Source organism: Streptococcus sp. KHUD_011, assembly GCF_046352925.1.
In the GTDB taxonomy this organism is placed as follows: domain Bacteria; phylum Bacillota; class Bacilli; order Lactobacillales; family Streptococcaceae; genus Streptococcus.
In genome coordinates, this window is sequence record NZ_CP157578.1 from 1,551,619 (window position 1) to 1,574,158 (window position 22,540).

Here is a 22,540-nt window from a genome sequence, read left to right on the forward strand (position 1 = left end):
TTATTATAGTCTTTTGAAAATATACTGTCTACTCAAAAAATCTCCTTGAGATAAGATAACAGTTAAACCTGCATACATGAGTTCTGCACCTGAGTAAACTACTCCATTTTCCTGTAATTCATATAGTCCCTCTTCAACCAAATCTTTTAACTTTAAAGTTGTTTCCATGGTCTCTACAACTGATAAAACGCGAACGTAGGTTACAATCGTTTGATTTCCATAGTTAAATTGTACAGCTGTTTCGTTGGATTCATTATCGGGATTAATTAGTCTATACTGTTGTCCTAACTGAACTATTGGTCGTAATTCTTTATACAAGTTCACCTGATTAGCAATCGTAGCTTTCTCTTCATCGGATAAACTTGTCAAATCAAGCTCATATCCCAAATTTCCCATCATTGCTACATGACCACGTGTTTCAAGTGGTGTCGTTCGCCCCATCTGATGATTCGGTACTGCTGACACATGAGCCCCCATAGAAATGGTTGGATAGAAATAGGATGAACCGTATTGAATTGGTAAACGTGCAATAGCATCAGTATTATCACTAGCCCAGACTTGTGGGAAATAGCGCATCATACCAAGATCATTTCGTCCACCCCCACCAGAGCAGGACTCAAAGAGAATATGGCTGTGCTTCTCTGTCAGATAAGCGACAAGTGCATAAAGCCCCAGCATGTACTGATGAGATTGCATCTGTGTCTCTAGATAGTTCGAACCATTCCCTAGGTTAGTCATATTACGATTCATATCCCATTTGATGTAGTCAATCGCATGATAAGATAAGAGTTCATCTAAGACATTTTTCAAGTATTCTACTACCTGAGGATTGGCAAGATTAAGTACTAATTGATTCCTAGAATAGGTATGGTCATAGCCAGGAACCTGAATAGCCCAGTCAGGATGTTTACGATACAAATCACTATCAACAGAAATCATCTCAGGTTCGAACCAAAGTCCAAACTGTAGACCTCTTTCATGGATATCTGAAATAAGACTTTCTAGACTGCCACCAAGTTTTTGCTCATTAACAACCCAATCACCTAAAGCACGGTTATCATCAAAGCGATTACCAAACCAACCATCATCTAATACAAAAAGTTCAATGCCAACTTTCTTAGCTTCATCTGCTAACTCTAACAGTTTTTCTCTATGAAAGTCAAAGTAGGTAGCTTCCCAGTTATTGATTAGAATTGGACGTTCTTTTTTAGAAAATTTACTTGGCAGAATGTGCTTCAGTACAAAATTCTGACTTTCATGACTAATACCAGTTAATCCCTTATCTGAATAGGTCACTAAAGCTACCGGTGTTTCAAAGTATTCCTCAGGGTCTAACTTCCAAGAAAAGTTTTCCGGATTAATCCCAATCGCTAACCGAACTTCATTCAATTGATTCTTTTGAACAAAAGCTTCAAAGTTTCCACTATACATTAGTTGAATAGCAAACACATTCCCAGCATCTTCTGTGATTCCTTGATCACATAATAGAAAAGCTGGTGTTTGGGCATGACCAGAAGCACCACGGTTCGAACCAATCGAAAAGATTCCTTGTTCTACCTGTTGACGTCGAACAGTCTTTTCGCGAGCATAAGCTCCCTGCAAAGTTACGATTTCGTAATTCGCAGCTGGAACATCAGCCATAAAAGAAAAATCTTTATGGATGACAACTTCCTGATTACTATTATTCTCTAATTTACTGTAGCTAGCAATAGTCGAATCATTATCAAAAGCAGTATAATACAAAGTCAGACTAAGTTGAGCCTTAGAATCTTCTAACATCAAAGCAAGAGTCTCTGTATTATCTATGCTATGTGGAGAAGGTAAGCCCTGTGGTCCATTCTGACCTTTTATAATCTTTGCTTCTACCAATCGAAAATCTGTTACTTCAGTTACACTATGCTGAACCTGTAAAGTTGATTTTCTAAAATCTCCTAAGCCATGTTGTCCGAAAATCAGACGTTGTGTGTCCAAACTAAACGTTCGATTATTAGCTGTTGGATTTCCTGAAAAGGCATGATCTCGTTCATAAATACTATTGGAACCTTTATAGTTCTTAATAGTCTTTCCTAAATGTTTCAATAGTAAGTAGCCATCACGATTTTCAATGATCAGACTTAAATTTTTACTCTCAACATAAAATAGATTATGCTCTATCCTCACTCCCATTTACTTCACCTCATCACTTTCTTGATTCTATTTTATCACCTGAAATCGCTTTCTAAAATAGAAAAATGTCTCAAGAATATGGTAAAATGTTAGGTAGGAGGTAGCACATGCTAGTTTTTTCAGAATACCAGACTGGAACAATTGACCTTTCCCTAAGCTTTTATGGATATGAGGAATGCAAACCTAATTACTCTTTTGGTCCAGCAATTCGAGATACATACGTCCTACATTACATTACCAAAGGACAAGGAAAATTTCATCACAAGGGTAAAATTGTTGATTTAAAAGAAGGAGATTTCTTTCTATTAAAACCAGATGAACTAACCTTTTATCAAGCTGATAGTGAAAAACCTTGGGCCTACTACTGGTTAGGAATCACTGGAGGGAAAGCTCCTGACTATTTTGCTCTTTCTCAAATTTCTGACCAATCCTATCTCATAAAATCTGAAACTTGTCATACCCAGACTACTGCAAAACTCATTTCAGACATTGTCCGCTTCGCTCAGATTACAAAATCCAATGCATTAGCTCAACTCCATATCATGGGACAACTCCATGAACTGATGTTCCATCTGGGAACTATTGCTCCCAATCAGAAGAAAAAGAATATTTCATCAACCCACCAACTCTATCTTGAATGCAAACGATTAATTGATAGCCACTATCCTCAATCACTTACAATTCAAGATTTAGCAAAAGAACTATCAGTTCACAGAAGCTACTTATCAAGCGTATTCAAAGAATTTAATACCTTATCACCCAAAGAATACCTACTTTACGTTCGAATGCACCGAGCTAAACAACTTCTCGAAAATACCCAAGAGTCTATCAAAGTAATTGCGTACTCAGTAGGTTTTTCAGATCCACTCAATTTTTCGAAAGCTTATAAACAATACTTTAATCAGACTCCAAGTCATACAAGAAAAGAACATTCGAAATACCAACTAGTGAGAAAGGAAACACTATGAAATCCTACCAAGCTGTCTACCAGATTCTAGCTAAAGAAACCAACTATATCAGCGGAGAAAAAATCGCAGAAGAACTATCCCTAAGTCGAACATCAATTTGGAAAGCCATCAAGCGGCTAGAACAAGAAGGCATTGAAATTGATAGCATTAAAAACAAAGGGTATAAACTGTTGAATGGTGATCTTATTCTTCCAGAGATTCTAGAAGCAAATCTTCCAATTAAAGTCAGTTTTAAACCCGAAACAAGATCAACACAACTCGATGCAAAAGAAGCAATTGATTTAGGAAATGGAGCAAACACCCTCTATATAGCTTCCTATCAAACAGCTGGCCGAGGCCGTTTTCAACGTTCTTTCTACTCCCCACAAGGTGGCATTTATATGACACTCCATCTCAAACCAAATCTTCCCTATGACAAATTACCACCCTATACACTACTTGTAGCAGGAGCTATCTACAAAGCCATTAAGAACCTAACTTTAATAGATGTCGACATAAAATGGGTCAACGATATCTACCTCAAAAATCATAAAATTGGAGGAATCCTTACTGAGGCAATGACCTCTGTAGAAACTGGCTTAGTCACAGATATCATTATTGGAGTAGGAATCAACTTTACTATTAAAGACTTCCCTCAGGAATTAAAAGAAAAAGCTGCTAGTTTATTTAAAACACCAGCACCTATTACCAGAAATGAATTAATCATAGAAATCTGGCGCACTTTCTTCGAAACACCAGCAGATGAATTATTATACCTATATAAAAAACAGTCATTCGTTCTAGGAAAAGAAGTTACTTTCACACTGGATAAAAAAGACTACAAGGGGCTTGCTAAAGATATCTCAGAAAATGGCAAACTTTTAGTTCAATGTGATAACGGAAAAGAAATCTGGCTAAATAGCGGAGAAATTTCACTCAAGGGTTGGAAGTAGTAATCCATAAATTCGATGATATATAAAACATTTAGCTTTCCTTCAACCCACTACAATTGACAAAGAGCCAAAAAACTTCAGATAAGTAATCCAATTAAGTTTTACAAATCTGAAGTTTTAATTCTACTATTCTTAAAAATACAAAAAAAGAGTTATAAACTCTAAATAAAACGGAGAATAAGGGATTCGAACCCTTGCGCCAGTTACCCGACCTAACGATTTAGCAAACCGTCCTCTTCAGCCTCTTGAGTAATTCTCCTATTAATGGGCACGAGTGGACTCGAACCACCGACCTCACGCTTATCAGGCGTGCGCTCTAACCACCTGAGCTACGCGCCCAAGTTAAAAACTTGGTAATTGAACAAAGTTCAAAGCGGGTGACGAGAATCGAACTCGCGACAACAGCTTGGAAGGCTGTAGTTTTACCACTAAACTACACCCGCATAGATACTATTAATAAAATGGCGCGAGACGGAATCGAACCGCCGACACATGGAGCTTCAATCCATTGCTCTACCAACTGAGCTACCGAGCCTTATTGCGGGAGCAGGATTTGAACCTACGACCTTCGGGTTATGAGCCCGACGAGCTACCGAGCTGCTCCATCCCGCGTTATTACAAAAGGAGGATGTGGGATTCGAACCCACGCACGCTTTTACACGCCTGACGGTTTTCAAGACCGTTCCCTTCAGCCGGACTTGGGTAATCCTCCATACTATTCAAATGGACCTTGTAGGACTTGAACCTACGACCACTCGGTTATGAGCCGAGAGCTCTAACCAGCTGAGCTAAAGGTCCAACAAGATCATTATAGCGGCGAAGGGGATCGAACCCCCGACCTCCCGGGTATGAACCGGACGCTCTAGCCAGCTGAGCTACACCGCCATGTATCGGGAAGACAGGATTCGAACCTGCGACACCTTGGTCCCAAACCAAGTACTCTACCAAGCTGAGCTACTTCCCGAGTTAAATAGAAAAATGCACCCTAGAGGAGTCGAACCTCTAACCGCCTGATTCGTAGTCAGGTACTCTATCCAGTTGAGCTAAGGGTGCTCATTAGTTTATGCCGAGGACCGGAATCGAACCGGTACGATCGTTACCAATCGCAGGATTTTAAGTCCTGTGCGTCTGCCAGTTCCGCCACCCCGGCCTCTCTAAGCGAACGACGGGATTCGAACCCGCGACCCCCACCTTGGCAAGGTGGTGTTCTACCACTGAACTACGTTCGCACTGTTTTCTTCTATCTAAAAATGCCGGCTACATGACTTGAACACGCGACCCTCTGATTACAAATCAGATGCTCTACCAACTGAGCTAAGCCGGCTCATTTATTATATCTTAATGCGGGTTAAGGGACTTGAACCCCCACGCCGTTAAGCGCCAGATCCTAAATCTGGTGCGTCTGCCAATTCCGCCAAACCCGCATATATGACCCGTACTGGGCTCGAACCAGTGACCCATTGATTAAAAGTCAATTGCTCTACCAACTGAGCTAACGAGTCTAAAGTAACTTTCATTACCTTAAACGGTCCCGACGGGAATCGAACCCGCGATCTTCGCCGTGACAGGGCGACGTGATAACCGCTACACTACGGGACCTATGGGAGTTAACGGGATCGAACCGCTGACCCTCTGCTTGTAAGGCAGATGCTCTCCCAGCTGAGCTAAACTCCCTAGAGCTAAGCGACTTCCATATCTCACAGGGGGCAACCCCCAACTACTTCCGGCGTTCTAGGGCTTAACTTCTGTGTTCGGCATGGGTACAGGTGTATCTCCTAGGCTATCGTCACTTAACTCTGAGTAATACCTACTCAAAATTGAATATCTATTCAAACCAAGAAAACCTTTCGCTTTCGTATTCTCAGTTACTTTGGATAAGTCCTCGAGCTATTAGTATTAGTCCGCTACATGTGTCGCCACACTTCCACTTCTAACCTATCTACCTGATCATCTCTCAGGGCTCTTACTGATATAAAATCATGGGAAATCTCATCTTGAGGTGGGTTTCACACTTAGATGCTTTCAGCGTTTATCCCTTCCCTACATAGCTACCCAGCGATGCCTTTGGCAAGACAACTGGTACACCAGCGGTAAGTCCACTCTGGTCCTCTCGTACTAGGAGCAGATCCTCTCAAATTTCCTACGCCCGCGACGGATAGGGACCGAACTGTCTCACGACGTTCTGAACCCAGCTCGCGTGCCGCTTTAATGGGCGAACAGCCCAACCCTTGGGACCGACTACAGCCCCAGGATGCGACGAGCCGACATCGAGGTGCCAAACCTCCCCGTCGATGTGAACTCTTGGGGGAGATAAGCCTGTTATCCCCAGGGTAGCTTTTATCCGTTGAGCGATGGCCCTTCCATACGGAACCACCGGATCACTAAGCCCGACTTTCGTCCCTGCTCGAGTTGTAGCTCTCGCAGTCAAGCTCCCTTATACCTTTACACTCTGCGAATGATTTCCAACCATTCTGAGGGAACCTTTGGGCGCCTCCGTTACCTTTTAGGAGGCGACCGCCCCAGTCAAACTGCCCGTCAGACACTGTCTCCGATAGGGATCACCTATCCGGGTTAGAGTGGCCATAACACAAGGGTAGTATCCCAACAACGTCTCCTTCGAAACTGGCGTCCCGATCTCTTAGACTCCTACCTATCCTGTACATGTGGTACAGACACTCAATATCAAACTGCAGTAAAGCTCCATGGGGTCTTTCCGTCCTGTCGCGGGTAACCTGCATCTTCACAGGTACTAAAATTTCACCGAGTCTCTCGTTGAGACAGTGCCCAAATCATTACGCCTTTCGTGCGGGTCGGAACTTACCCGACAAGGAATTTCGCTACCTTAGGACCGTTATAGTTACGGCCGCCGTTTACTGGGGCTTCAATTCATACCTTCGCTTACGCTAAGCACTCCTCTTAACCTTCCAGCACCGGGCAGGCGTCACCCCCTATACATCATCTTACGATTTAGCAGAGAGCTGTGTTTTTGATAAACAGTTGCTTGGGCCTATTCACTGCGGCTGACTTAAAGCCAGCACCCCTTCTCCCGAAGTTACGGGGTCATTTTGCCGAGTTCCTTAACGAGAGTTCTCTCGCTCACCTGAGGCTACTCGCCTCGACTACCTGTGTCGGTTTGCGGTACGGGTAGAGTATGTTTAAACGCTAGAAGCTTTTCTTGGCAGTGTGACGTCACTAACTTCGCTACTAAACTTCGCTCCCCATCACAGCTCAATGTTATAGAACTAAGCATTTGACTCAGTTCACACCTCACTGCTTAGACAGACACTTCCAATCGTCTGCTTTAGTTAGCCTACTGCGTCCCTCCATCACTACATACTCTAGTACAGGAATATCAACCTGTTGTCCATCGGATACACCTTTCGGTCTCTCCTTAGGTCCCGACTAACCCAGGGCGGACGAGCCTTCCCCTGGAAACCTTAGTCTTACGGTGGACAGGATTCTCACCTGTCTTTCGCTACTCATACCGGCATTCTCACTTCTATGCGTTCCAGCACTCCTCACGGTACACCTTCATCACACATAGAACGCTCTCCTACCATACCTATAAAGGTATCCACAGCTTCGGTAAATTGTTTTAGCCCCGGTACATTTTCGGCGCAGGGTCACTCGACTAGTGAGCTATTACGCACTCTTTGAATGAATAGCTGCTTCTAAGCTAACATCCTAGTTGTCTGTGCAACCCCACATCCTTTTCCACTTAACAATTATTTTGGGACCTTAGCTGGTGGTCTGGGCTGTTTCCCTTTCGACTACGGATCTTAGCACTCGCAGTCTGACTGCCGACCATAATTCATTGGCATTCGGAGTTTATCTGAGATTGGTAATCCGGGATGGACCCCTCACCCAAACAGTGCTCTACCTCCAAGAATCTCTAATGTCGACGCTAGCCCTAAAGCTATTTCGGAGAGAACCAGCTATCTCCAAGTTCGTTTGGAATTTCTCCGCTACCCACAAGTCATCCAAGCACTTTTCAACGTGCCCTGGTTCGGTCCTCCAGTGCGTCTTACCGCACCTTCAACCTGCTCATGGGTAGGTCACATGGTTTCGGGTCTACGTCATGATACTAATTCGCCCTATTCAGACTCGGTTTCCCTACGGCTCCGTCTCTTCAACTTAACCTCGCATCATAACGTAACTCGCCGGTTCATTCTACAAAAGGCACGCTCTCACCCATTAACGGGCTCGAACTTGTTGTAGGCACACGGTTTCAGGTTCTATTTCACTCCCCTCCCGGGGTGCTTTTCACCTTTCCCTCACGGTACTGGTTCACTATCGGTCACTAGGAAGTATTTAGGGTTGGGAGATGGTCCTCCCAGATTCCGACGGGATTTCACGTGTCCCGCCGTACTCAGGATACTGCTAGGTACAAAGACTATTTTAAATACGAGGCTATTACTCTCTTTGGCTGATCTTCCCAAATCATTCTTCTATAATCTTTGAGTCCACATTGCAGTCCTACAACCCCGAAGAGTAAACTCTTCGGTTTGCCCTTCTGCCGTTTCGCTCGCCGCTACTAAGGCAATCGCTTTTGCTTTCTCTTCCTGCAGCTACTTAGATGTTTCAGTTCACTGCGTCTTCCTCCTCACATCCTTAACAGATGCGGGTAACAGGTAGTACCTGTTGGGTTCCCCCATTCGGAAATCCCTGGATCATCGCTTACTTACAGCTACCCAAGGCATATCGTCGTTTGTCACGTCCTTCTTCGGCTCCTAGTTCCAAGGCATCCACCGTGCGCCCTTATTAACTTAACCTTATTTTCTGACCTTTCAGTCATAAACTCTTATTAATACTACAGCGTTTTCGGTTTATTTTCTTGTTACTATTTGATATAGATATTCAATTTTCAATGTGCATTACTTGGTGATCTCTCACCAATGGAGCCTAGCGGGATCGAACCGCTGACCTCCTGCGTGCAAAGCAGGCGCTCTCCCAGCTGAGCTAAGGCCCCACAAGACCTCTCAAGACTAAACAAGACCAATGCGCAGTTCCTTATCCTTAGAAAGGAGGTGATCCAGCCGCACCTTCCGATACGGCTACCTTGTTACGACTTCACCCCAATCATCTATCCCACCTTAGGCGGCTGGCTCCTTACGGTTACCTCACCGACTTCGGGTGTTACAAACTCTCGTGGTGTGACGGGCGGTGTGTACAAGGCCCGGGAACGTATTCACCGCGGCGTGCTGATCCGCGATTACTAGCGATTCCGACTTCATGTAGGCGAGTTGCAGCCTACAATCCGAACTGAGACTGGCTTTAAGAGATTAGCTTGCCGTCACCGGCTTGCGACTCGTTGTACCAGCCATTGTAGCACGTGTGTAGCCCAGGTCATAAGGGGCATGATGATTTGACGTCATCCCCACCTTCCTCCGGTTTATTACCGGCAGTCTCGCTAGAGTGCCCAACTGAATGATGGCAACTAACAATAGGGGTTGCGCTCGTTGCGGGACTTAACCCAACATCTCACGACACGAGCTGACGACAACCATGCACCACCTGTCACCTCTGTCCCGAAGGAAAACTCTATCTCTAGAGCGGTCAGAGGGATGTCAAGACCTGGTAAGGTTCTTCGCGTTGCTTCGAATTAAACCACATGCTCCACCGCTTGTGCGGGCCCCCGTCAATTCCTTTGAGTTTCAACCTTGCGGTCGTACTCCCCAGGCGGAGTGCTTAATGCGTTAGCTGCGGCACTAAACCCCGGAAAGGGTCTAACACCTAGCACTCATCGTTTACGGCGTGGACTACCAGGGTATCTAATCCTGTTTGCTCCCCACGCTTTCGAGCCTCAGCGTCAGTTACAAGCCAGAGAGCCGCTTTCGCCACCGGTGTTCCTCCATATATCTACGCATTTCACCGCTACACATGGAATTCCACTCTCCCCTCTTGCACTCAAGTTAAACAGTTTCCAAAGCGTACTATGGTTAAGCCACAGCCTTTAACTTCAGACTTATCTAACCGCCTGCGCTCGCTTTACGCCCAATAAATCCGGACAACGCTCGGGACCTACGTATTACCGCGGCTGCTGGCACGTAGTTAGCCGTCCCTTTCTGGTAAGATACCGTCACAGTGTGAACTTTCCACTCTCACACTCGTTCTTCTCTTACAACAGAGCTTTACGATCCGAAAACCTTCTTCACTCACGCGGCGTTGCTCGGTCAGACTTCCGTCCATTGCCGAAGATTCCCTACTGCTGCCTCCCGTAGGAGTCTGGGCCGTGTCTCAGTCCCAGTGTGGCCGATCACCCTCTCAGGTCGGCTATGTATCGTCGCCTTGGTGAGCCGTTACCCCACCAACTAGCTAATACAACGCAGGTCCATCTGGTAGTGATGCAATTGCACCTTTTAAGCAAATGTCATGCAACATCTACTATTATGCGGTATTAGCTATCGTTTCCAATAGTTATCCCCCACTACCAGGCAGGTTACCTACGCGTTACTCACCCGTTCGCAACTCATCCAGAGAAGCAAGCTCCTCCTTCAGCGTTCTACTTGCATGTATTAGGCACGCCGCCAGCGTTCGTCCTGAGCCAGGATCAAACTCTCATTAAAAGTTTGAGTTCTCACTCATTTCTGTCACTGACAGATTTATTGTTTTTTTCATTGTTCAGTACTACAACAATTGTTGTAGTGCCCTGCACATTGGTTCGTCTTGTTCAGTTTTCAAAGGTCTTTGTCACTCGCTTCTCTCAAGTGACAACTATATTAGTATATCACAGTCGCTTTCGCTTGTCAACACTTTTTTGAAACTTTTTTAAACTTTTTTCATCAAGTGTTTCATCTGCAACATACTATAGTCCGTACGGGATTCGAACCCGTGTTACCGCCGTGAAAAGGCGGTGTCTTAACCCCTTGACCAACGGACCAGAGTTGTTATTTCCAACTCTTACTATTATACCCACTTTTTAAACTTTGTCAACTACTTTTTTGAAACTTTTTTAATTAATTTTACCACTGCTTCAGTTCGAGCGGTGTGTGGAAACATATCGACCGACTGAATATAATGGAGATCATAGACTTCTACTAAACGTACTAAATCACGAGCCAAGGTCGAAACATTGCAAGAAATATAGACCATTTTTTCTGGTACATAGGTAAGAATAGTATCTAATAACTTATCATCCAGACCTGTGCGTGGTGGATCCACAATCAGAGCATCTGCTCGGTAGCCTTCCTTATACCAGCGAGGAATAATCTCTTCTGCCGTTCCTGCTTCGTAATGTGTGTTGTCAAATCCCATTCTTTTAGCATTTCGCTTAGCATCTTCAATGGCTTCTGGAATAATATCCATACCTCTGAGTGTTTTAACTTTCTTTGCGAAGGCAAATCCGATCGTTCCAACTCCACAGTAAGCATCTATCAAATGGTCTTCTTTATTAACATCCAGCGCTTTTACTGCCTCACTATAGAGGACTTCTGTTTGTTCAGGATTAAGTTGATAGAAAGCGCGAGGGGATAGTGAAAATTCATAATCAAGAACCCCTTCTTGAATACTCTCTTCTCCCCAGATAATCTCTGTCTTTTCACCATAAATCTCACTGGTTTTAGCTGTATTTGTATTCAAAGCTACTGTCACCACTTCTGGAAAATCTTTAACTAAGTCTTTTACCAGTTGGGTTAAATTAAGCTGGCGATTTGTAACAATAATAATCTGAACCTGTCCAGTCTTTCTAGCTCGTCGAACCATTATAGTTCTAACACCTAGAGTTTTTCTCTCATCCGTGATTGGAATCTGGTGATAAGTAAGTAATTCTGCTAGACGATTAGCAATCACTTGAGTTTCCTTGTCTTGTACCAGGCAGTCTTTCAACTCTACTAAGTAATGAGAGTTTTGTGCATATAAGCCCGCCTTGACCTGATTTTTAAATTTTCGAGTCTGAAATTGTAACTTGGCACGGTAGTACTTTGGTTCCTGCATTCCAATAGTTGAACGAATTTCATAGTTTTCATATCCTGCAGGAGCAAATTTTTTCAGCGCTTGATGAAGTAAGTCCGTCTTGAACTCCAGTTGCTTATCATAATGCAGGTGCATAATTTGACAGCCTCCGCACTCATTGTAAATAGTACAAGCTGGCACAACTCGAAATTTAGACTTCTTGTTGACCTTCAGTAATTTTGCCTCAACAAAGTTACGTTTAATAGAAGTAATCTGACAATAGATATCTTCTCCTTTGAGAGCACCAGGCACAAAGACTAATGTTTTTTGATAAAAGCCAATTCCCTCACCATTAATTCCCATGCGCTTGATTTTTAATGGTATTTTTTGTTTCACTTTCAGATTCATATCCCTATCTTATCACATTTTGAGTTATAATAGAACTATGAAAATCACAAAACTTGAAAAGAAAAAAAGACTCTATCTGATGGAGCTTGATAATGGCGACAAATGCTACATTACTGAAGATACTATTGTTCGTTTTATGTTATCGAGAGATAAGGTGATAGGTGAAGAAGAATTAAAAGAGATACAGGACTTTGCCCAATTTTCTTATGGTAAAAATCTGGCCCTCTACCACCTATCCTTTAAAGCACGCACTGAAAAAGAGGTTAGAGAATATCTGAAAAAATACGATATTGATGAAGACATAGTCTCTCAAGTCATTGCTAATCTTAAAGAAGATAGGTGGATTAATGATGGCCAGTACGCTTATGCTATCATCAATGCCAATCAACTTTCAGGAGACAAGGGGCCTTATGTACTGACTCAGAAACTAGCACAAAAAGGGATTTCAAAATCTACTATAGAAGAGAGCTTGAAAGAATTTGATTTTTCGGAAGTTGCTCAACGTGTAGCTAATAAACTGTTGAAAAAATATGAAGGAAAACTTCCTGCTCGTGCCTTGCAAGATAAGATTATTCAAAATCTGACCAACAAGGGCTTCTCTTACTCTGATGCTAAAAGTGCCTTTGACGAGTTGGATAGTCAAGTTGACCAAGAAACGACTCAGGAACTCATCTTCAAGGAACTTGATAAGCAATATGCCAAGTATGCACGAAAATATGAAGGATACGAACTTAAACAGCGTTTAACCCAAGTTTTAGCACGAAAGGGCTACGATTTTTCGGATATAGCAAGCGCTCTCAGAGAATATCTTTAATATTTTCATATAAAATTCACAGATTTTAGGTAATTTTATGGTACAATAGTAGACGATAAACTTATAAATTGTAGAAAGTTGGTTAGTTATGAAGCTTCCAAAAGAAGGCGACTTTATTACAATTCAAAGTTATAAGCATGATGGGAGTCTCCACCGAACTTGGCGGGACACCATGGTACTAAAACAACAGAAAACGCCATTATTGGTGTCAACGATCACACACTGGTTACCGAAAGTGATGGTCGTCGTTGGGTCACTCGAGAACCTGCTATTGTTTACTTTCACAAGAAATATTGGTTTAATATCATTGCCATGATTCGCGATAATGGAATTTCCTACTATTGCAATATGGCTAGTCCCTACTATCTGGATGAAGAAGCTCTGAAGTATATTGATTACGATTTGGATGTTAAAATTTTTACAGATGGGGAAAAACGTCTCTTAGATGTTGAGGAGTACGAGCGTCACAAACGCAAAATGAATTATTCTGATGACTTAGACTATATTATAAAAGAACATGTCAAAATTCTTGTTGATTGGATTAATAATGGACGTGGTCCTTTCTCAGAAGCCTATGTAAACATTTGGTACAAGCGCTATGTAGAACTAAAGAATCGGTAAAGTTGTCAAACTGGGGTTAAGGCCCCGGTTTTTTTATTTTAAAAACCCAGCTTTACAACTGGGCTTATCCTTATATATCTAATTTTGTAACAGTAAATTTGATGTGGGAATAATCTTTTTCAACATCCTTATCCAGCAAGAACGCTGTGGCATCTTTCTTAACCTGAACTAGGTCAATATTCTGAGCTTGGGCTGCATAGACGCATCCACAATAACATTGACGGTAGATGTCATACTCTTCACACATCTCTACTGAACGTTTGTAGCCTTGATTTTTCTTAAAATCACTTGGAAGATAGTGGGTTGTGTAAATTTTTTGCACATCGATTCCAATGCTGTTAATGGTTTGAGAATTCTTATGAGGACTAATGGTCAAGGCTGAACCAAAGTAGTCAAATCCTAAATCCATAGCCACTTGCGCTGTCTTATCCAGTCGGTAGTCAAAGCAAACCTTGCAACGGTCGCCACCTTCTGGCTCTTCCTCTAGTCCTCTAACTAATTTTCGGTATTCATTTGGCTCGTAGGGAGCTTCTAGATACTGGACCGTATTTCCTGTCCGCTCATTGAAATCACTGACAAATTTCTTGGTAACATAGGCACGCTTATGGTATTCTGCCTTGGGATGGATATTGGAATTGGCAAAATAGATGGTCACATCAGCGTATTTGGTCAAATATTCTAGGGTATAGGTACTGCAAGGGGCACAGCAAACATGCATGAGAATGGTTGGCCGTTGCTCATTTTTCTCCCATACTTGGACCATCTTCTGCATGACACGGTCATAATTAATCTTCTGATTGGGGTTCATCTTGCTCAGAATCTCTTCTACATCGATCATGTTCTTCTCCTTTTTCTAGTCTTATTTTATCATATAAGTTAGGAGAGCTCAAATCAATTTAGAAATGAACATCATAAAAAGGAGGGATAGCATTTCCTCCTTTTGTGTTTTCTATAGAAAGCTTACATCATGCCGCCCATCATGCTTGGATCCATTGCTGGAGCTGGGGCTACTGGTTCTGGTTTATTGGCTACGACTGCTTCTGTAGTCAAAATCAAGCTGGCTACAGATGCTGCATTTTGTAGGGCTGAACGACTAACCTTAACTGGATCGATAATCCCTTGATCAATCATATTGACCCACTCACCAGTTGCTGCGTTGAATCCTGTACCAACTTCAGCATTTTTCAAACGATCGATAACGATAGATCCTTCAAATCCTGCATTGTGGGCGATTTGACGAACAGGTTCTTCCAAGGCACGGAGAACAATATTGCGACCTGTCGCTTCATCTCCTGTCAATTCCAAATCAGCCACGGCTGGGATAACATTTACAAGGGCTGTTCCACCACCTGCAACGATTCCTTCTTCAACAGCTGCACGAGTAGCGTTGAGAGCATCTTCGATGCGAAGTTTCATTTCTTTCAACTCAGTTTCAGTAGCGGCTCCGACCTTAATAACCGCTACACCACCTGACAATTTGGCCAAGCGTTCTTGCAATTTTTCACGGTCAAATTCAGAAGTTGTAGTTTCGATTTGAGACTTGATAACTGCAACACGGTGAGAAATGGCTTCAGGATTTCCCGCACCTTCTACGATAACCGTGCTATCTTTGTCCACAGTTACTCTCGCTGCTTGACCAAGAGCTTCAATTGTCGCATCTTTCAACTCAAGACCAAGGTCTTCTGTGATAACTGTTCCACCTGTCAAGATGGCGATATCTTCGAGCATGGCTTTACGACGATCACCAAAACCAGGTGCCTTAACTGCTACTACGTTGAAGGTTCCACGAATCTTGTTCAAAACAAGAGTCGGAAGAGCCTCACCATCCACATCATCTGCAATAATCAAGAGAGGACGATTGCTTTGAAGAATGCTCTCTAGTAGTGGCAAGATTTCTTGGATATTTGAAATCTTCTTATCGGTAATCAAAATGTATGGATTTTCAAGGTCAGCCACCATCTTTTCACTATCTGTCACCATGTACTGTGAAAGGTAACCGCGGTCGAACTGCATTCCTTCAACAACTTCAAGTTCTGTTTCCATACCACGTGACTCTTCAATTGTGATGACACCGTCTTTACCAACTTTCTCCATAGCTTCAGAGATGTACTCACCGACTTTTTCAGAACGAGAAGATACGGCAGCAACCTGAGCGATGGCTTCTTTGTTGGCAACAGGGATGGCGTTGTTTTTCAAGGCTTCTACTGCAGCGGCAACTGCTGTTTCAATCCCACGACGAATGCCGATTGGATTTGCACCTGCTGTGACGTTTTTGATTCCTTCACGGACAATTGCTTGGGTCAATACCGTTGCAGTTGTAGTCCCGTCACCTGCGATATCATTGGTTTTTGAAGCTACTTCTGATACCAATTTGGCACCCATATTTTCAAAATGATCTTCCAATTCGATTTCTTTGGCAATGGTCACACCGTCATTGGTAATCAAGGGTGAACCGAATGATTTTTCAAGAACGACATTACGACCTTTTGGCCCCAAGGTTACTTTAACAGTGTCTGCAAGGATATCGACACCACGAACCATAGCTGAACGGGCATCTGATGAAAATTTAATTTCTTTTGACATACTTACTTTCTCCTTCTATTATTCAATGATTGCCAAGATGTTAGCTTCGCCTACGATGACGTACTTTTCATCGCCATCTTTGACATCAAGACCTGCATGGGCTTCAACTAAGACACGATCTCCAGCTTTAACACTTGGAGCAACCAAGTCACCGTTCAAGGTACGAACACCTTGTCCAGTAGCCACAACTTGGGCTGTTTTGGTTTTTTCTTGGGCTGAGCCTGCAAGGACAAAGCCACCAACAGTTTGTTCTTTTTCTTCGATTTTCAAGACCACACGGTCCCCTAATGGTTTCAACATCTGATTTCCTCCATAATGAGATAGATATTATTAGCACTCTTTGTATTCGAGTGCTAATTCATAGTTCTATTGTATCACTTGGTCAGAAATAGTCAAGAAAAAAGTCTGACTTTCTCAAGATAAAAAGCCTGAGACCAACTCAGACTTTTCAATGCTTATACTAGTGCAAATTAGGAAACTAGCCGCAGACTGCTAAAAACACTGTTTTGAGGTTATAGATAAGACTAACGAAATCAGTTACCTATACCAGCTAACGTGCTTTGAAGAGTATTAAAATGGCAATTCTTCCTCTTCCAAGACCAAGTCCGCCAAATCTTGGCCTGCATTATTTTCACGCATAGCACGTTGGGCACGACTTTCCAAGAGTTGGAATCCTGTCACAAGGACTTCAGTCACATAATTCATTTGACCATTTTTCTCAAAACGACGGGTACGTAATTCTCCATCCACTGAAATGAGACTACCTTTGGTTGCGTAGCTTGCCAATGTTTCTGCTAATCTGCCCCATAGGACCATATTGACGAAGTCAGCTTCGCGTTCACCGTTTTGGTCTTTGTAACGACGGTTCACAGCGATAGTTGCTCGCGCTACTGACTTGTCATTATTGGTTTTGTGCAATTCTGGTGTAGACGTCAAGCGTCCGATTAAGATAACTTTATTATACATATTTTTTTCCTCCTACTTATCTATTCGTAGGAAATCAAAAAAAGTTACAGAAATTTGTAACTTTTCTAGGAAATTTTTTACTTTTTATGAACCATGAAACCTGTTGCCTGTTGATTGGCCATGATGGTCATATCTGCAATCTGCACACGGCGAGGTTGACTGGTCACATAGACTACTGTATCTGCAATATCCTGAGCTTGCAAAGCTTCGATTCCCTGATAAACCGTCGCAGCCCGCTCTCTGTCACCATGAAAACGTACTGTAGAGAAATCTGTTTCAACGATCCCCGGTTGAATGGTCGTCACCTTGATGTCCGTTGCGATGGTATCAATTCGCAGACCATCTGAAAAGGTTTTAACTGCCGCCTTGGTGGCTGAGTAAACAGCGGCTCCCGCATAAGCATAAATTCCTGCTGTCGATCCCATATTGATGATATGACCTTGATTTGCTTTTACCATTGCTGGCAAGAAACAGCGAGTAACCGCCATCAAACCTTTGACATTGGTATCCAACATGGTCAGCATATCCAACTCTTCATAGTCCTGATAGGGTGCCAAGCCTAGAGCCAGTCCAGCATTATTGATCAAGATATCAATCTGCCCTATCGTTTCTAGAATATCGGAGCAGACAGTCTTGACCATGGTCATATCCGTCACATCCAGTGGAAAGGTCCAAACTGTTTGATTTGGATAGGTTGCTGCAAACTCCGACTTGAGGTTTTCTAGTCTGTCTATCCTTCGTCCTGTTAGAACGACATTCTCACCCTGCTCCAGATAAGCACGCGCAATCGCTTCACCAATACCTGATGTCGCTCCTGTAATCACAACATTTTTTGCCATCTTATTTCCTTCTAACTGGTCTATCAGATACTGACAACTTCTTAGGCAGTCCAGTGTTTGGCTGGATCAAATGGAGTTCCAACAACTTGGTCTTCTGATAATTCAATAATACCACGTTTTTGCGGAGCGTTTGGCAAATGCAATTCACGAGGACTGCACATCATTCCAAAACTCTTTTCACCACGAAGTTCGCCTGAGAAAATAAGATTGCCTTTGGGCATCATAGCTCCAGGAAGAGCCACAATGGTTTTCAACCCGACACGCGCATTGGGAGCCCCTGCAACAATTTGCACTGTCTTGTCACTTGCGACTGCAACTTGGCAGATGTTGAGGTGGTCACTATCTGGATGAGCTACCATCTCGACAATTTCACCAACAACAAACTTAGGTTCCTTGTCATTGAAAATTTCTTCTGTAAAACCTTCCGTTTGTAATTCTTGGTTCAAACGAGCGACTTGCTCATCTGTCAAAAAGACTTGACCGCGCTCTGCAATTTCAAACAAACTTGAAACTTCGAAAATATTCCACGCCACTGTTTCCCCATTATCTTTGCGGAAAACACGAGCTACCTTGCCTTTGCGCTCCACATCCAGTTTGGCATCTCCGCTATTTTTCACGATGACCATAAGGACATCACCGACATGTTCTTTGTTATATGTAAAAATCATTGTTTCTATTTTCTCCTATTTCAGTCCTGCTAAAAAGTCGTTAATTTGTTGCTTGCTTTTACGGTCGCGATTAACAAAACGACCAATTTCCTTGTCTTTTTCTAGAACAACAAGGCTAGGAATTCCATATACATCCCAGAGTTTGGCCAAATCCATATACTGGTCTCGATCCACGCGAATAAAGGTGAACTCTGGATTGGTCTCCTCAATCTCTGGCAATGCAGGATAGATATAACGACAATCGCCACACCAGTCTGCTACAAAAAGAAAGACCTTCTTGCCATCTTTTTCTACTAAAGATGCTAACTCTTCTAAACTTGTTGGTTGTATCATAAGACTTCCTCCTCATAGACTAGGTCTTCATTTTCATAGACAAAGGTATAATGACGGCCATCCTCAAAAATGACGCCACCAACCAAGCTCTCTAGACTGCTTTCATAGACTTGAACATAGAGGGTCGCAATTTCCCCCATGTCTGAAAAATGGTCTCGCACAATCGCTGTCAACTCTTCCTGAGTCTTCATGAGCTTACGGTCATCTGCAACTTTTTTCGTAGCAAGGGCAAGGCTCCCAATACCAAGCAGGGCCAGACCTGCCATCCACATTTTTTTAACTTTCATACCATTCATTTTAACACAAAAAAGGCTTTAGGACAAATGAGGAAGCAGCAGAAAAGCAAGTAAAAAGCCTCTTCCTTTAAGGAAAAGGACTTCTTATACTTATTGCCAGGCGCCTGAGTTACCAACGTAGTAACCATCTGGTGTGTAGGTATTGCGAAGCATCTTACCTGATGAAGCCAGATAATACCACTTGCCATTATCTTTGACCCAATCATTCGCTAACATGGCACCAGAAGAACTTACATAATACCATTCTCCCTTGTCATAAACCCAAGTGCTTGCTTTCATGGATCCTGAAGTTGATAAATAGTACCACTTGCCTTGATCATAAAGCCAATCACCAGCAATCATAGCTCCTGATGATTTAAAGGCATACCAGTTGCTACCTTGATAAAGCCAAGTTTGATTAAACATGACTCCTTTATCGTTCATAAAGTACCAAGTTCCCTTGTCCTTAACCCAATCGTTCTGTACTAATTGACCTTGTTTTTGATAGTACCACTTTTCACTGTAATCCTTTTTTAGCCAGCTTTCTGCTTTTACAATCGGATAAAGTATTTTGAAGGCTCCTGCCCCCCTGTAGGAATGACTGATAACTCCTGGTTTTTGAAGTTTCAATTCTTCATAGTCGTCTGCCCAAGCAAAGACTTTTTGACCATTGACAGTTTCTGGTAAGGTAGCAGTGTAAGTCTTGGTTTGATAGTCCCATTTTGCATCAAGGTAGGTGTGTTGATCATTTGATTCGTCAATACGGAAGTAACCACTCTTTCCACCGTCATTATATACATCATCTACTACTTTAGTGGACCAGGTCTTTACTTCATTTCCGCTCTTGGCCTCGACCTTGATATCCCCTCTATAGCCATAAGGTACATAGAAATTCAGGTAACGCCCCTCTACACCCATCATAGACTTGTCCTTTTCTTGACCTAGGAAATTGACAGTTTGATCTTGACCATTGAGACTGACCGTCCACTCGATTTTCTCAGTTTTTGGCAAATCCAATACTTTGATATCTACTTCATGGCCATTGTTAAATCGAAGAATTTTGCCATCTTGATACTGAACGCCACCCTTAATAACCCATTCTTCTTTTAGCTCGAAGGCCTTTCCTGAATGAGGGAAAGCTAGTAAAGCTAAACCTGCTAGAGACAAACCAAATAGTGTGATTTTTTTCATTGTAAATCCTCCTTAACTTTTGTTATGTTAATTATATCACTATGTTTTTAATTTGCAAATCTTATCCTAAATATGCTAGTAAAAAACCTCTGAGACTCTTCTCAAAGGTTCTGATTTGGCTAATTACTGTTCTCAACTGCTGCAGTAACAAAGGCAGTGTAGAGTTCTTCTGGGCGGTTTGGACGACTTGAAAGTTCAGGGTGATACTGACAAGCCACAAAGAATTTATTTTCAGGAATTTCAACGATTTCTACCAAACGATTGTCTGGAGAAACTCCTGAGAAGACAAAACCTGCTGCCTCAAACTGCTCACGGAAGGCGTTGTTAAACTCATAACGGTGACGGTGACGGCGTTGCACCACTTCTTGATTGTGATAAGCAGCTGCTGCCTTAGAGCCACGTTTCAACTTGGATGGATAAAGTCCCAAACGAAGGGTTCCCCCCATATCCTCAACATCAATCTGGTCACGCATGATATCAATGATAGGATATTTTGTTTCTGGTGCAAGCTCTGCAGAATTGGCACCTTCAAGACCCAAAACGTGACGAGCAAACTCGATACAAGTCAACTGCATTCCCAAGCAGACTCCCAACATTGGAACATCATTTTCACGCGCATAACGGATGGCTTGGATTTTCCCTTCTGTACCACGTTGACCAAAACCACCTGGTACGATGATTCCGTCCGCATCAGACAAAAGCTCTGCCACATTCTCTGCTGTCACATCATTGGCATTGATCCAATTGATTTTAACTTCTGCGTCATTTGCATAACCAGAGTGTTTCAAAGCTTCAACCACAGAAATGTAGGCATCTTGCAACTCCACATACTTACCTACAAGTGAAATTTTAACTTGTTTCTTAAGGTTCATAACCTTGTCTACCATAGCTGACCATTCTGTCATATCCGCTACTGGTGCATCTAATTTCAAATGGTCACAGACAATTTGGTCCATACCTTGCGCCTGCAAGTTCAATGGAATTTGGTAAAGGTGTTCAACATCCAACGATTCGATAACAGCTTCTGGTGCCACATCACAGAACTGTGCTAGTTTGTTTTTAATTCCTTGACCAGCTGGTTGCTCTGTACGAATAACCAACATATTGGGTTGAATTCCCAATCCACGCAATTCTTTGACAGAATGCTGGGTTGGTTTGGTTTTCATTTCACCAGCAGCCTTGAGGTAAGGAAGCAAGGTTGTATGGATGTACATAACATTATCCGCACCAACATCTGCCTTCATCTGACGAAGAGCCTCTAGGAATGGTAAGGACTCGATATCTCCTACTGTTCCACCAACCTCTGTGATAATGACATCAGAGTCTGTCGTTACAGCGGCACGCTTGATTTTCTCTTTCAAAGCATCTGTGATATGAGGAATAACCTGAACAGTTGCCCCAAGGTATTCTCCACGGCGTTCCTTACGAAGAACTTCACTGTAAATTTTACCAGTTGTCACGTTGGAATATTTATTAAGATTGATATCGATGAAACGTTCATAGTGACCCAAGTCCAAATCTGTCTCAGCTCCGTCATCTGTCACAAAAACTTCCCCGTGCTGGTAAGGACTCATAGTTCCCGGATCGATATTGATATAAGGGTCAAACTTTTGAATGGTTACTTTGAGACCACGATTTTTCAAGAGACGGCCCAGACTCGCTGCCACAATCCCTTTCCCAATAGACGATACCACACCACCAGTTACAAAAATATATTTCGTAGACATAGATTCCTCTTTCTAAAATGCTCAAGGCCTTGTTGACTACGAGGGGACATAGAAAACAAGACCCTACTAATAAGATAATCTGGGACGACTGCACCAGATTCACAACTAAAATACAAGAAGCTAACTTCTTGAAAAAACAAAAATAGCTCCCTAAGAACT

15 protein-coding genes, 19 tRNA genes, 3 rRNA genes and 1 pseudogene are annotated in these 22,540 nt (G+C 42.7%); 4 read left to right on the top strand and 34 right to left on the bottom strand.

What is annotated here, in order from left to right; genetic code table 11:
* Positions 1 to 3: 3 nt before the first annotated feature.
* Positions 4 to 2,166: an alpha-galactosidase gene (locus ABKJ27_RS07355; RefSeq protein ID WP_410011616.1), complete on the bottom strand. Its 2,163-nt coding sequence runs from the start codon at positions 2,164 to 2,166 to the stop codon at positions 4 to 6.
* Positions 2,167 to 2,273: 107 nt separating this feature from the next.
* On the opposite strand from ABKJ27_RS07355, the gene ABKJ27_RS07360 reads away from it, so the two are divergent.
* Positions 2,274 to 3,134 (top strand): AraC family transcriptional regulator, encoded by an 861-nt coding sequence (locus ABKJ27_RS07360; RefSeq protein WP_410011617.1) that lies wholly within the window; start codon positions 2,274 to 2,276, stop codon positions 3,132 to 3,134.
* Positions 3,131 to 4,066, top strand: a complete 936-nt coding sequence (gene birA / locus ABKJ27_RS07365; RefSeq protein WP_410011618.1) for a bifunctional biotin--[acetyl-CoA-carboxylase] ligase/biotin operon repressor BirA — start codon at positions 3,131 to 3,133, stop codon at positions 4,064 to 4,066. Before ABKJ27_RS07360 ends, birA begins: the two co-directional genes overlap by 4 nt.
* A 171-nt stretch (positions 4,067 to 4,237) precedes the next feature.
* Here birA and ABKJ27_RS07370 read toward each other — a convergent pair.
* The 23 genes from ABKJ27_RS07370 to rlmD form a co-directional block, all read right to left on the bottom strand.
* A tRNA-Ser gene (locus tag ABKJ27_RS07370) sits at positions 4,238 to 4,325 on the bottom strand.
* Between the two features lie 6 nt (positions 4,326 to 4,331).
* A tRNA-Ile gene (locus ABKJ27_RS07375) sits at positions 4,332 to 4,405 on the bottom strand.
* A gap of 33 nt (positions 4,406 to 4,438) precedes the next feature.
* A tRNA-Gly gene (locus ABKJ27_RS07380) sits at positions 4,439 to 4,509 on the bottom strand.
* 19 nt (positions 4,510 to 4,528) lie between these two features.
* Positions 4,529 to 4,601, bottom strand: a tRNA-Phe gene (locus ABKJ27_RS07385).
* Positions 4,602 to 4,604: 3 nt separating this feature from the next.
* A tRNA-Met gene (locus ABKJ27_RS07390) sits at positions 4,605 to 4,678 on the bottom strand.
* Positions 4,679 to 4,688: 10 nt separating this feature from the next.
* Positions 4,689 to 4,778: transfer RNA gene (locus tag ABKJ27_RS07395), tRNA-Ser, on the bottom strand.
* A 12-nt stretch (positions 4,779 to 4,790) separates the two neighbouring features.
* Positions 4,791 to 4,864 (bottom strand) — tRNA-Ile (locus ABKJ27_RS07400).
* A 13-nt stretch (positions 4,865 to 4,877) separates the two neighbouring features.
* A tRNA-Met gene (locus tag ABKJ27_RS07405) sits at positions 4,878 to 4,951 on the bottom strand.
* A gap of 5 nt (positions 4,952 to 4,956) precedes the next feature.
* Positions 4,957 to 5,030 (bottom strand) — tRNA-Pro (locus tag ABKJ27_RS07410).
* A gap of 15 nt (positions 5,031 to 5,045) precedes the next feature.
* Positions 5,046 to 5,119 (bottom strand) — tRNA-Arg (locus tag ABKJ27_RS07415).
* An 11-nt stretch (positions 5,120 to 5,130) separates the two neighbouring features.
* Positions 5,131 to 5,216 (bottom strand) — tRNA-Leu (locus ABKJ27_RS07420).
* A gap of 7 nt (positions 5,217 to 5,223) precedes the next feature.
* A tRNA-Gly gene (locus ABKJ27_RS07425) sits at positions 5,224 to 5,295 on the bottom strand.
* A 22-nt stretch (positions 5,296 to 5,317) separates the two neighbouring features.
* A tRNA-Thr gene (locus tag ABKJ27_RS07430) sits at positions 5,318 to 5,390 on the bottom strand.
* Between the two features lie 18 nt (positions 5,391 to 5,408).
* Positions 5,409 to 5,490, bottom strand: a tRNA-Leu gene (locus tag ABKJ27_RS07435).
* A gap of 5 nt (positions 5,491 to 5,495) precedes the next feature.
* Positions 5,496 to 5,568, bottom strand: a tRNA-Lys gene (locus ABKJ27_RS07440).
* 24 nt (positions 5,569 to 5,592) lie between these two features.
* Positions 5,593 to 5,665 (bottom strand) — tRNA-Asp (locus ABKJ27_RS07445).
* A 2-nt stretch (positions 5,666 to 5,667) separates the two neighbouring features.
* A tRNA-Val gene (locus tag ABKJ27_RS07450) sits at positions 5,668 to 5,740 on the bottom strand.
* Positions 5,741 to 5,744: 4 nt separating this feature from the next.
* Positions 5,745 to 5,860, bottom strand: a 5S ribosomal RNA gene (gene rrf / locus ABKJ27_RS07455).
* A gap of 76 nt (positions 5,861 to 5,936) precedes the next feature.
* Positions 5,937 to 8,838, bottom strand: a 23S ribosomal RNA gene (locus ABKJ27_RS07460).
* A gap of 124 nt (positions 8,839 to 8,962) precedes the next feature.
* Positions 8,963 to 9,035 (bottom strand) — tRNA-Ala (locus tag ABKJ27_RS07465).
* Between the two features lie 51 nt (positions 9,036 to 9,086).
* Positions 9,087 to 10,632, bottom strand: a 16S ribosomal RNA gene (locus ABKJ27_RS07470).
* Together the 16S, 23S and 5S rRNA genes with 19 tRNA genes alongside form the textbook arrangement of a ribosomal RNA operon.
* Before the next feature lie 242 nt (positions 10,633 to 10,874).
* Positions 10,875 to 10,946, bottom strand: a tRNA-Glu gene (locus tag ABKJ27_RS07475).
* A 53-nt stretch (positions 10,947 to 10,999) separates the two neighbouring features.
* The gene (gene rlmD, locus ABKJ27_RS07480) at positions 11,000 to 12,364 is read right to left on the bottom strand and encodes a 23S rRNA (uracil(1939)-C(5))-methyltransferase RlmD (protein ID WP_410011619.1); all 1,365 of its coding nucleotides are present in this window, start codon (positions 12,362 to 12,364) and stop codon (positions 11,000 to 11,002) included.
* A 37-nt stretch (positions 12,365 to 12,401) separates the two neighbouring features.
* Between rlmD and recX the strand changes: the two genes are divergently transcribed.
* Both recX and ntdP read left to right on the top strand, forming a co-directional pair.
* Complete coding sequence (gene recX / locus ABKJ27_RS07485; protein ID WP_410011620.1) at positions 12,402 to 13,178, top strand: recombination regulator RecX; 777 nt, start codon at positions 12,402 to 12,404, stop codon at positions 13,176 to 13,178.
* Between the two features lie 88 nt (positions 13,179 to 13,266).
* Positions 13,267 to 13,799, top strand: a pseudogene (gene ntdP / locus ABKJ27_RS07490) (nucleoside tri-diphosphate phosphatase).
* A gap of 70 nt (positions 13,800 to 13,869) precedes the next feature.
* Here ntdP and ABKJ27_RS07495 read toward each other — a convergent pair.
* The 10 genes from ABKJ27_RS07495 to ABKJ27_RS07540 form a co-directional block, all read right to left on the bottom strand.
* On the bottom strand, positions 13,870 to 14,637 hold the full coding sequence (locus ABKJ27_RS07495; protein WP_000567567.1) for an epoxyqueuosine reductase QueH: 768 nt from the start codon (positions 14,635 to 14,637) through the stop codon (positions 13,870 to 13,872).
* A 122-nt stretch (positions 14,638 to 14,759) separates the two neighbouring features.
* On the bottom strand, positions 14,760 to 16,382 hold the full coding sequence (gene groL, locus ABKJ27_RS07500) for a chaperonin GroEL (protein WP_020902493.1): 1,623 nt from the start codon (positions 16,380 to 16,382) through the stop codon (positions 14,760 to 14,762).
* Positions 16,383 to 16,400: 18 nt separating this feature from the next.
* Complete coding sequence (gene groES / locus ABKJ27_RS07505; RefSeq protein ID WP_247930826.1) at positions 16,401 to 16,682, bottom strand: co-chaperone GroES; 282 nt, start codon at positions 16,680 to 16,682, stop codon at positions 16,401 to 16,403.
* Positions 16,683 to 16,952: 270 nt separating this feature from the next.
* Entirely contained in the window at positions 16,953 to 17,348 is a 396-nt protein-coding gene (locus tag ABKJ27_RS07510; protein WP_000282442.1) for a single-stranded DNA-binding protein, read from the bottom strand.
* Positions 17,349 to 17,425: 77 nt separating this feature from the next.
* Positions 17,426 to 18,187: an SDR family NAD(P)-dependent oxidoreductase gene (locus ABKJ27_RS07515; protein WP_247930825.1), complete on the bottom strand. Its 762-nt coding sequence runs from the start codon at positions 18,185 to 18,187 to the stop codon at positions 17,426 to 17,428.
* 41 nt (positions 18,188 to 18,228) lie between these two features.
* On the bottom strand, positions 18,229 to 18,855 hold the full coding sequence (gene ytpR, locus ABKJ27_RS07520) for a YtpR family tRNA-binding protein (RefSeq protein ID WP_410011621.1): 627 nt from the start codon (positions 18,853 to 18,855) through the stop codon (positions 18,229 to 18,231).
* Positions 18,856 to 18,870: 15 nt separating this feature from the next.
* Positions 18,871 to 19,188, bottom strand: a complete 318-nt coding sequence (locus tag ABKJ27_RS07525) for a thioredoxin family protein (protein WP_173268111.1) — start codon at positions 19,186 to 19,188, stop codon at positions 18,871 to 18,873.
* Entirely contained in the window at positions 19,185 to 19,484 is a 300-nt protein-coding gene (locus tag ABKJ27_RS07530) for a DUF4651 domain-containing protein (RefSeq protein ID WP_410011622.1), read from the bottom strand. Before ABKJ27_RS07530 ends, ABKJ27_RS07525 begins: the two co-directional genes overlap by 4 nt.
* A 90-nt stretch (positions 19,485 to 19,574) precedes the next feature.
* Positions 19,575 to 20,654: an N-acetylmuramoyl-L-alanine amidase family protein gene (locus ABKJ27_RS07535; RefSeq protein ID WP_410011623.1), complete on the bottom strand. Its 1,080-nt coding sequence runs from the start codon at positions 20,652 to 20,654 to the stop codon at positions 19,575 to 19,577.
* Positions 20,655 to 20,773: 119 nt separating this feature from the next.
* The gene (locus tag ABKJ27_RS07540) at positions 20,774 to 22,381 is read right to left on the bottom strand and encodes a CTP synthase (protein WP_049493610.1); all 1,608 of its coding nucleotides are present in this window, start codon (positions 22,379 to 22,381) and stop codon (positions 20,774 to 20,776) included.
* Between the last annotated feature and the right edge of the window lie 159 nt (positions 22,382 to 22,540).

Bases quoted from the DNA above. Each gene is read 5' to 3' on its own strand.
- ABKJ27_RS07355 (WP_410011616.1), bottom strand. From the start codon at position 2,166: ATGGGAGTGAGGATAGAGCATAATCTATTTTATGTTGAGAGTAAAAAT.
- ABKJ27_RS07360 (WP_410011617.1), top strand. From the start codon at position 2,274: ATGCTAGTTTTTTCAGAATACCAGACTGGAACAATTGACCTTTCCCTA.
- birA (WP_410011618.1), top strand. From the start codon at position 3,131: ATGAAATCCTACCAAGCTGTCTACCAGATTCTAGCTAAAGAAACCAAC.
- rlmD (WP_410011619.1), bottom strand. From the start codon at position 12,364: ATGAATCTGAAAGTGAAACAAAAAATACCATTAAAAATCAAGCGCATG.
- recX (WP_410011620.1), top strand. From the start codon at position 12,402: ATGAAAATCACAAAACTTGAAAAGAAAAAAAGACTCTATCTGATGGAG.
- ABKJ27_RS07495 (WP_000567567.1), bottom strand. From the start codon at position 14,637: ATGATCGATGTAGAAGAGATTCTGAGCAAGATGAACCCCAATCAGAAG.
- groL (WP_020902493.1), bottom strand. From the start codon at position 16,382: ATGTCAAAAGAAATTAAATTTTCATCAGATGCCCGTTCAGCTATGGTT.
- groES (WP_247930826.1), bottom strand. From the start codon at position 16,682: ATGTTGAAACCATTAGGGGACCGTGTGGTCTTGAAAATCGAAGAAAAA.
- ABKJ27_RS07510 (WP_000282442.1), bottom strand. From the start codon at position 17,348: ATGTATAATAAAGTTATCTTAATCGGACGCTTGACGTCTACACCAGAA.
- ABKJ27_RS07515 (WP_247930825.1), bottom strand. From the start codon at position 18,187: ATGGCAAAAAATGTTGTGATTACAGGAGCGACATCAGGTATTGGTGAA.
- ytpR (WP_410011621.1), bottom strand. From the start codon at position 18,855: ATGATTTTTACATATAACAAAGAACATGTCGGTGATGTCCTTATGGTC.
- ABKJ27_RS07525 (WP_173268111.1), bottom strand. From the start codon at position 19,188: ATGATACAACCAACAAGTTTAGAAGAGTTAGCATCTTTAGTAGAAAAA.
- ABKJ27_RS07530 (WP_410011622.1), bottom strand. From the start codon at position 19,484: ATGAATGGTATGAAAGTTAAAAAAATGTGGATGGCAGGTCTGGCCCTG.
- ABKJ27_RS07535 (WP_410011623.1), bottom strand. From the start codon at position 20,654: ATGAAAAAAATCACACTATTTGGTTTGTCTCTAGCAGGTTTAGCTTTA.
- ABKJ27_RS07540 (WP_049493610.1), bottom strand. From the start codon at position 22,381: ATGTCTACGAAATATATTTTTGTAACTGGTGGTGTGGTATCGTCTATT.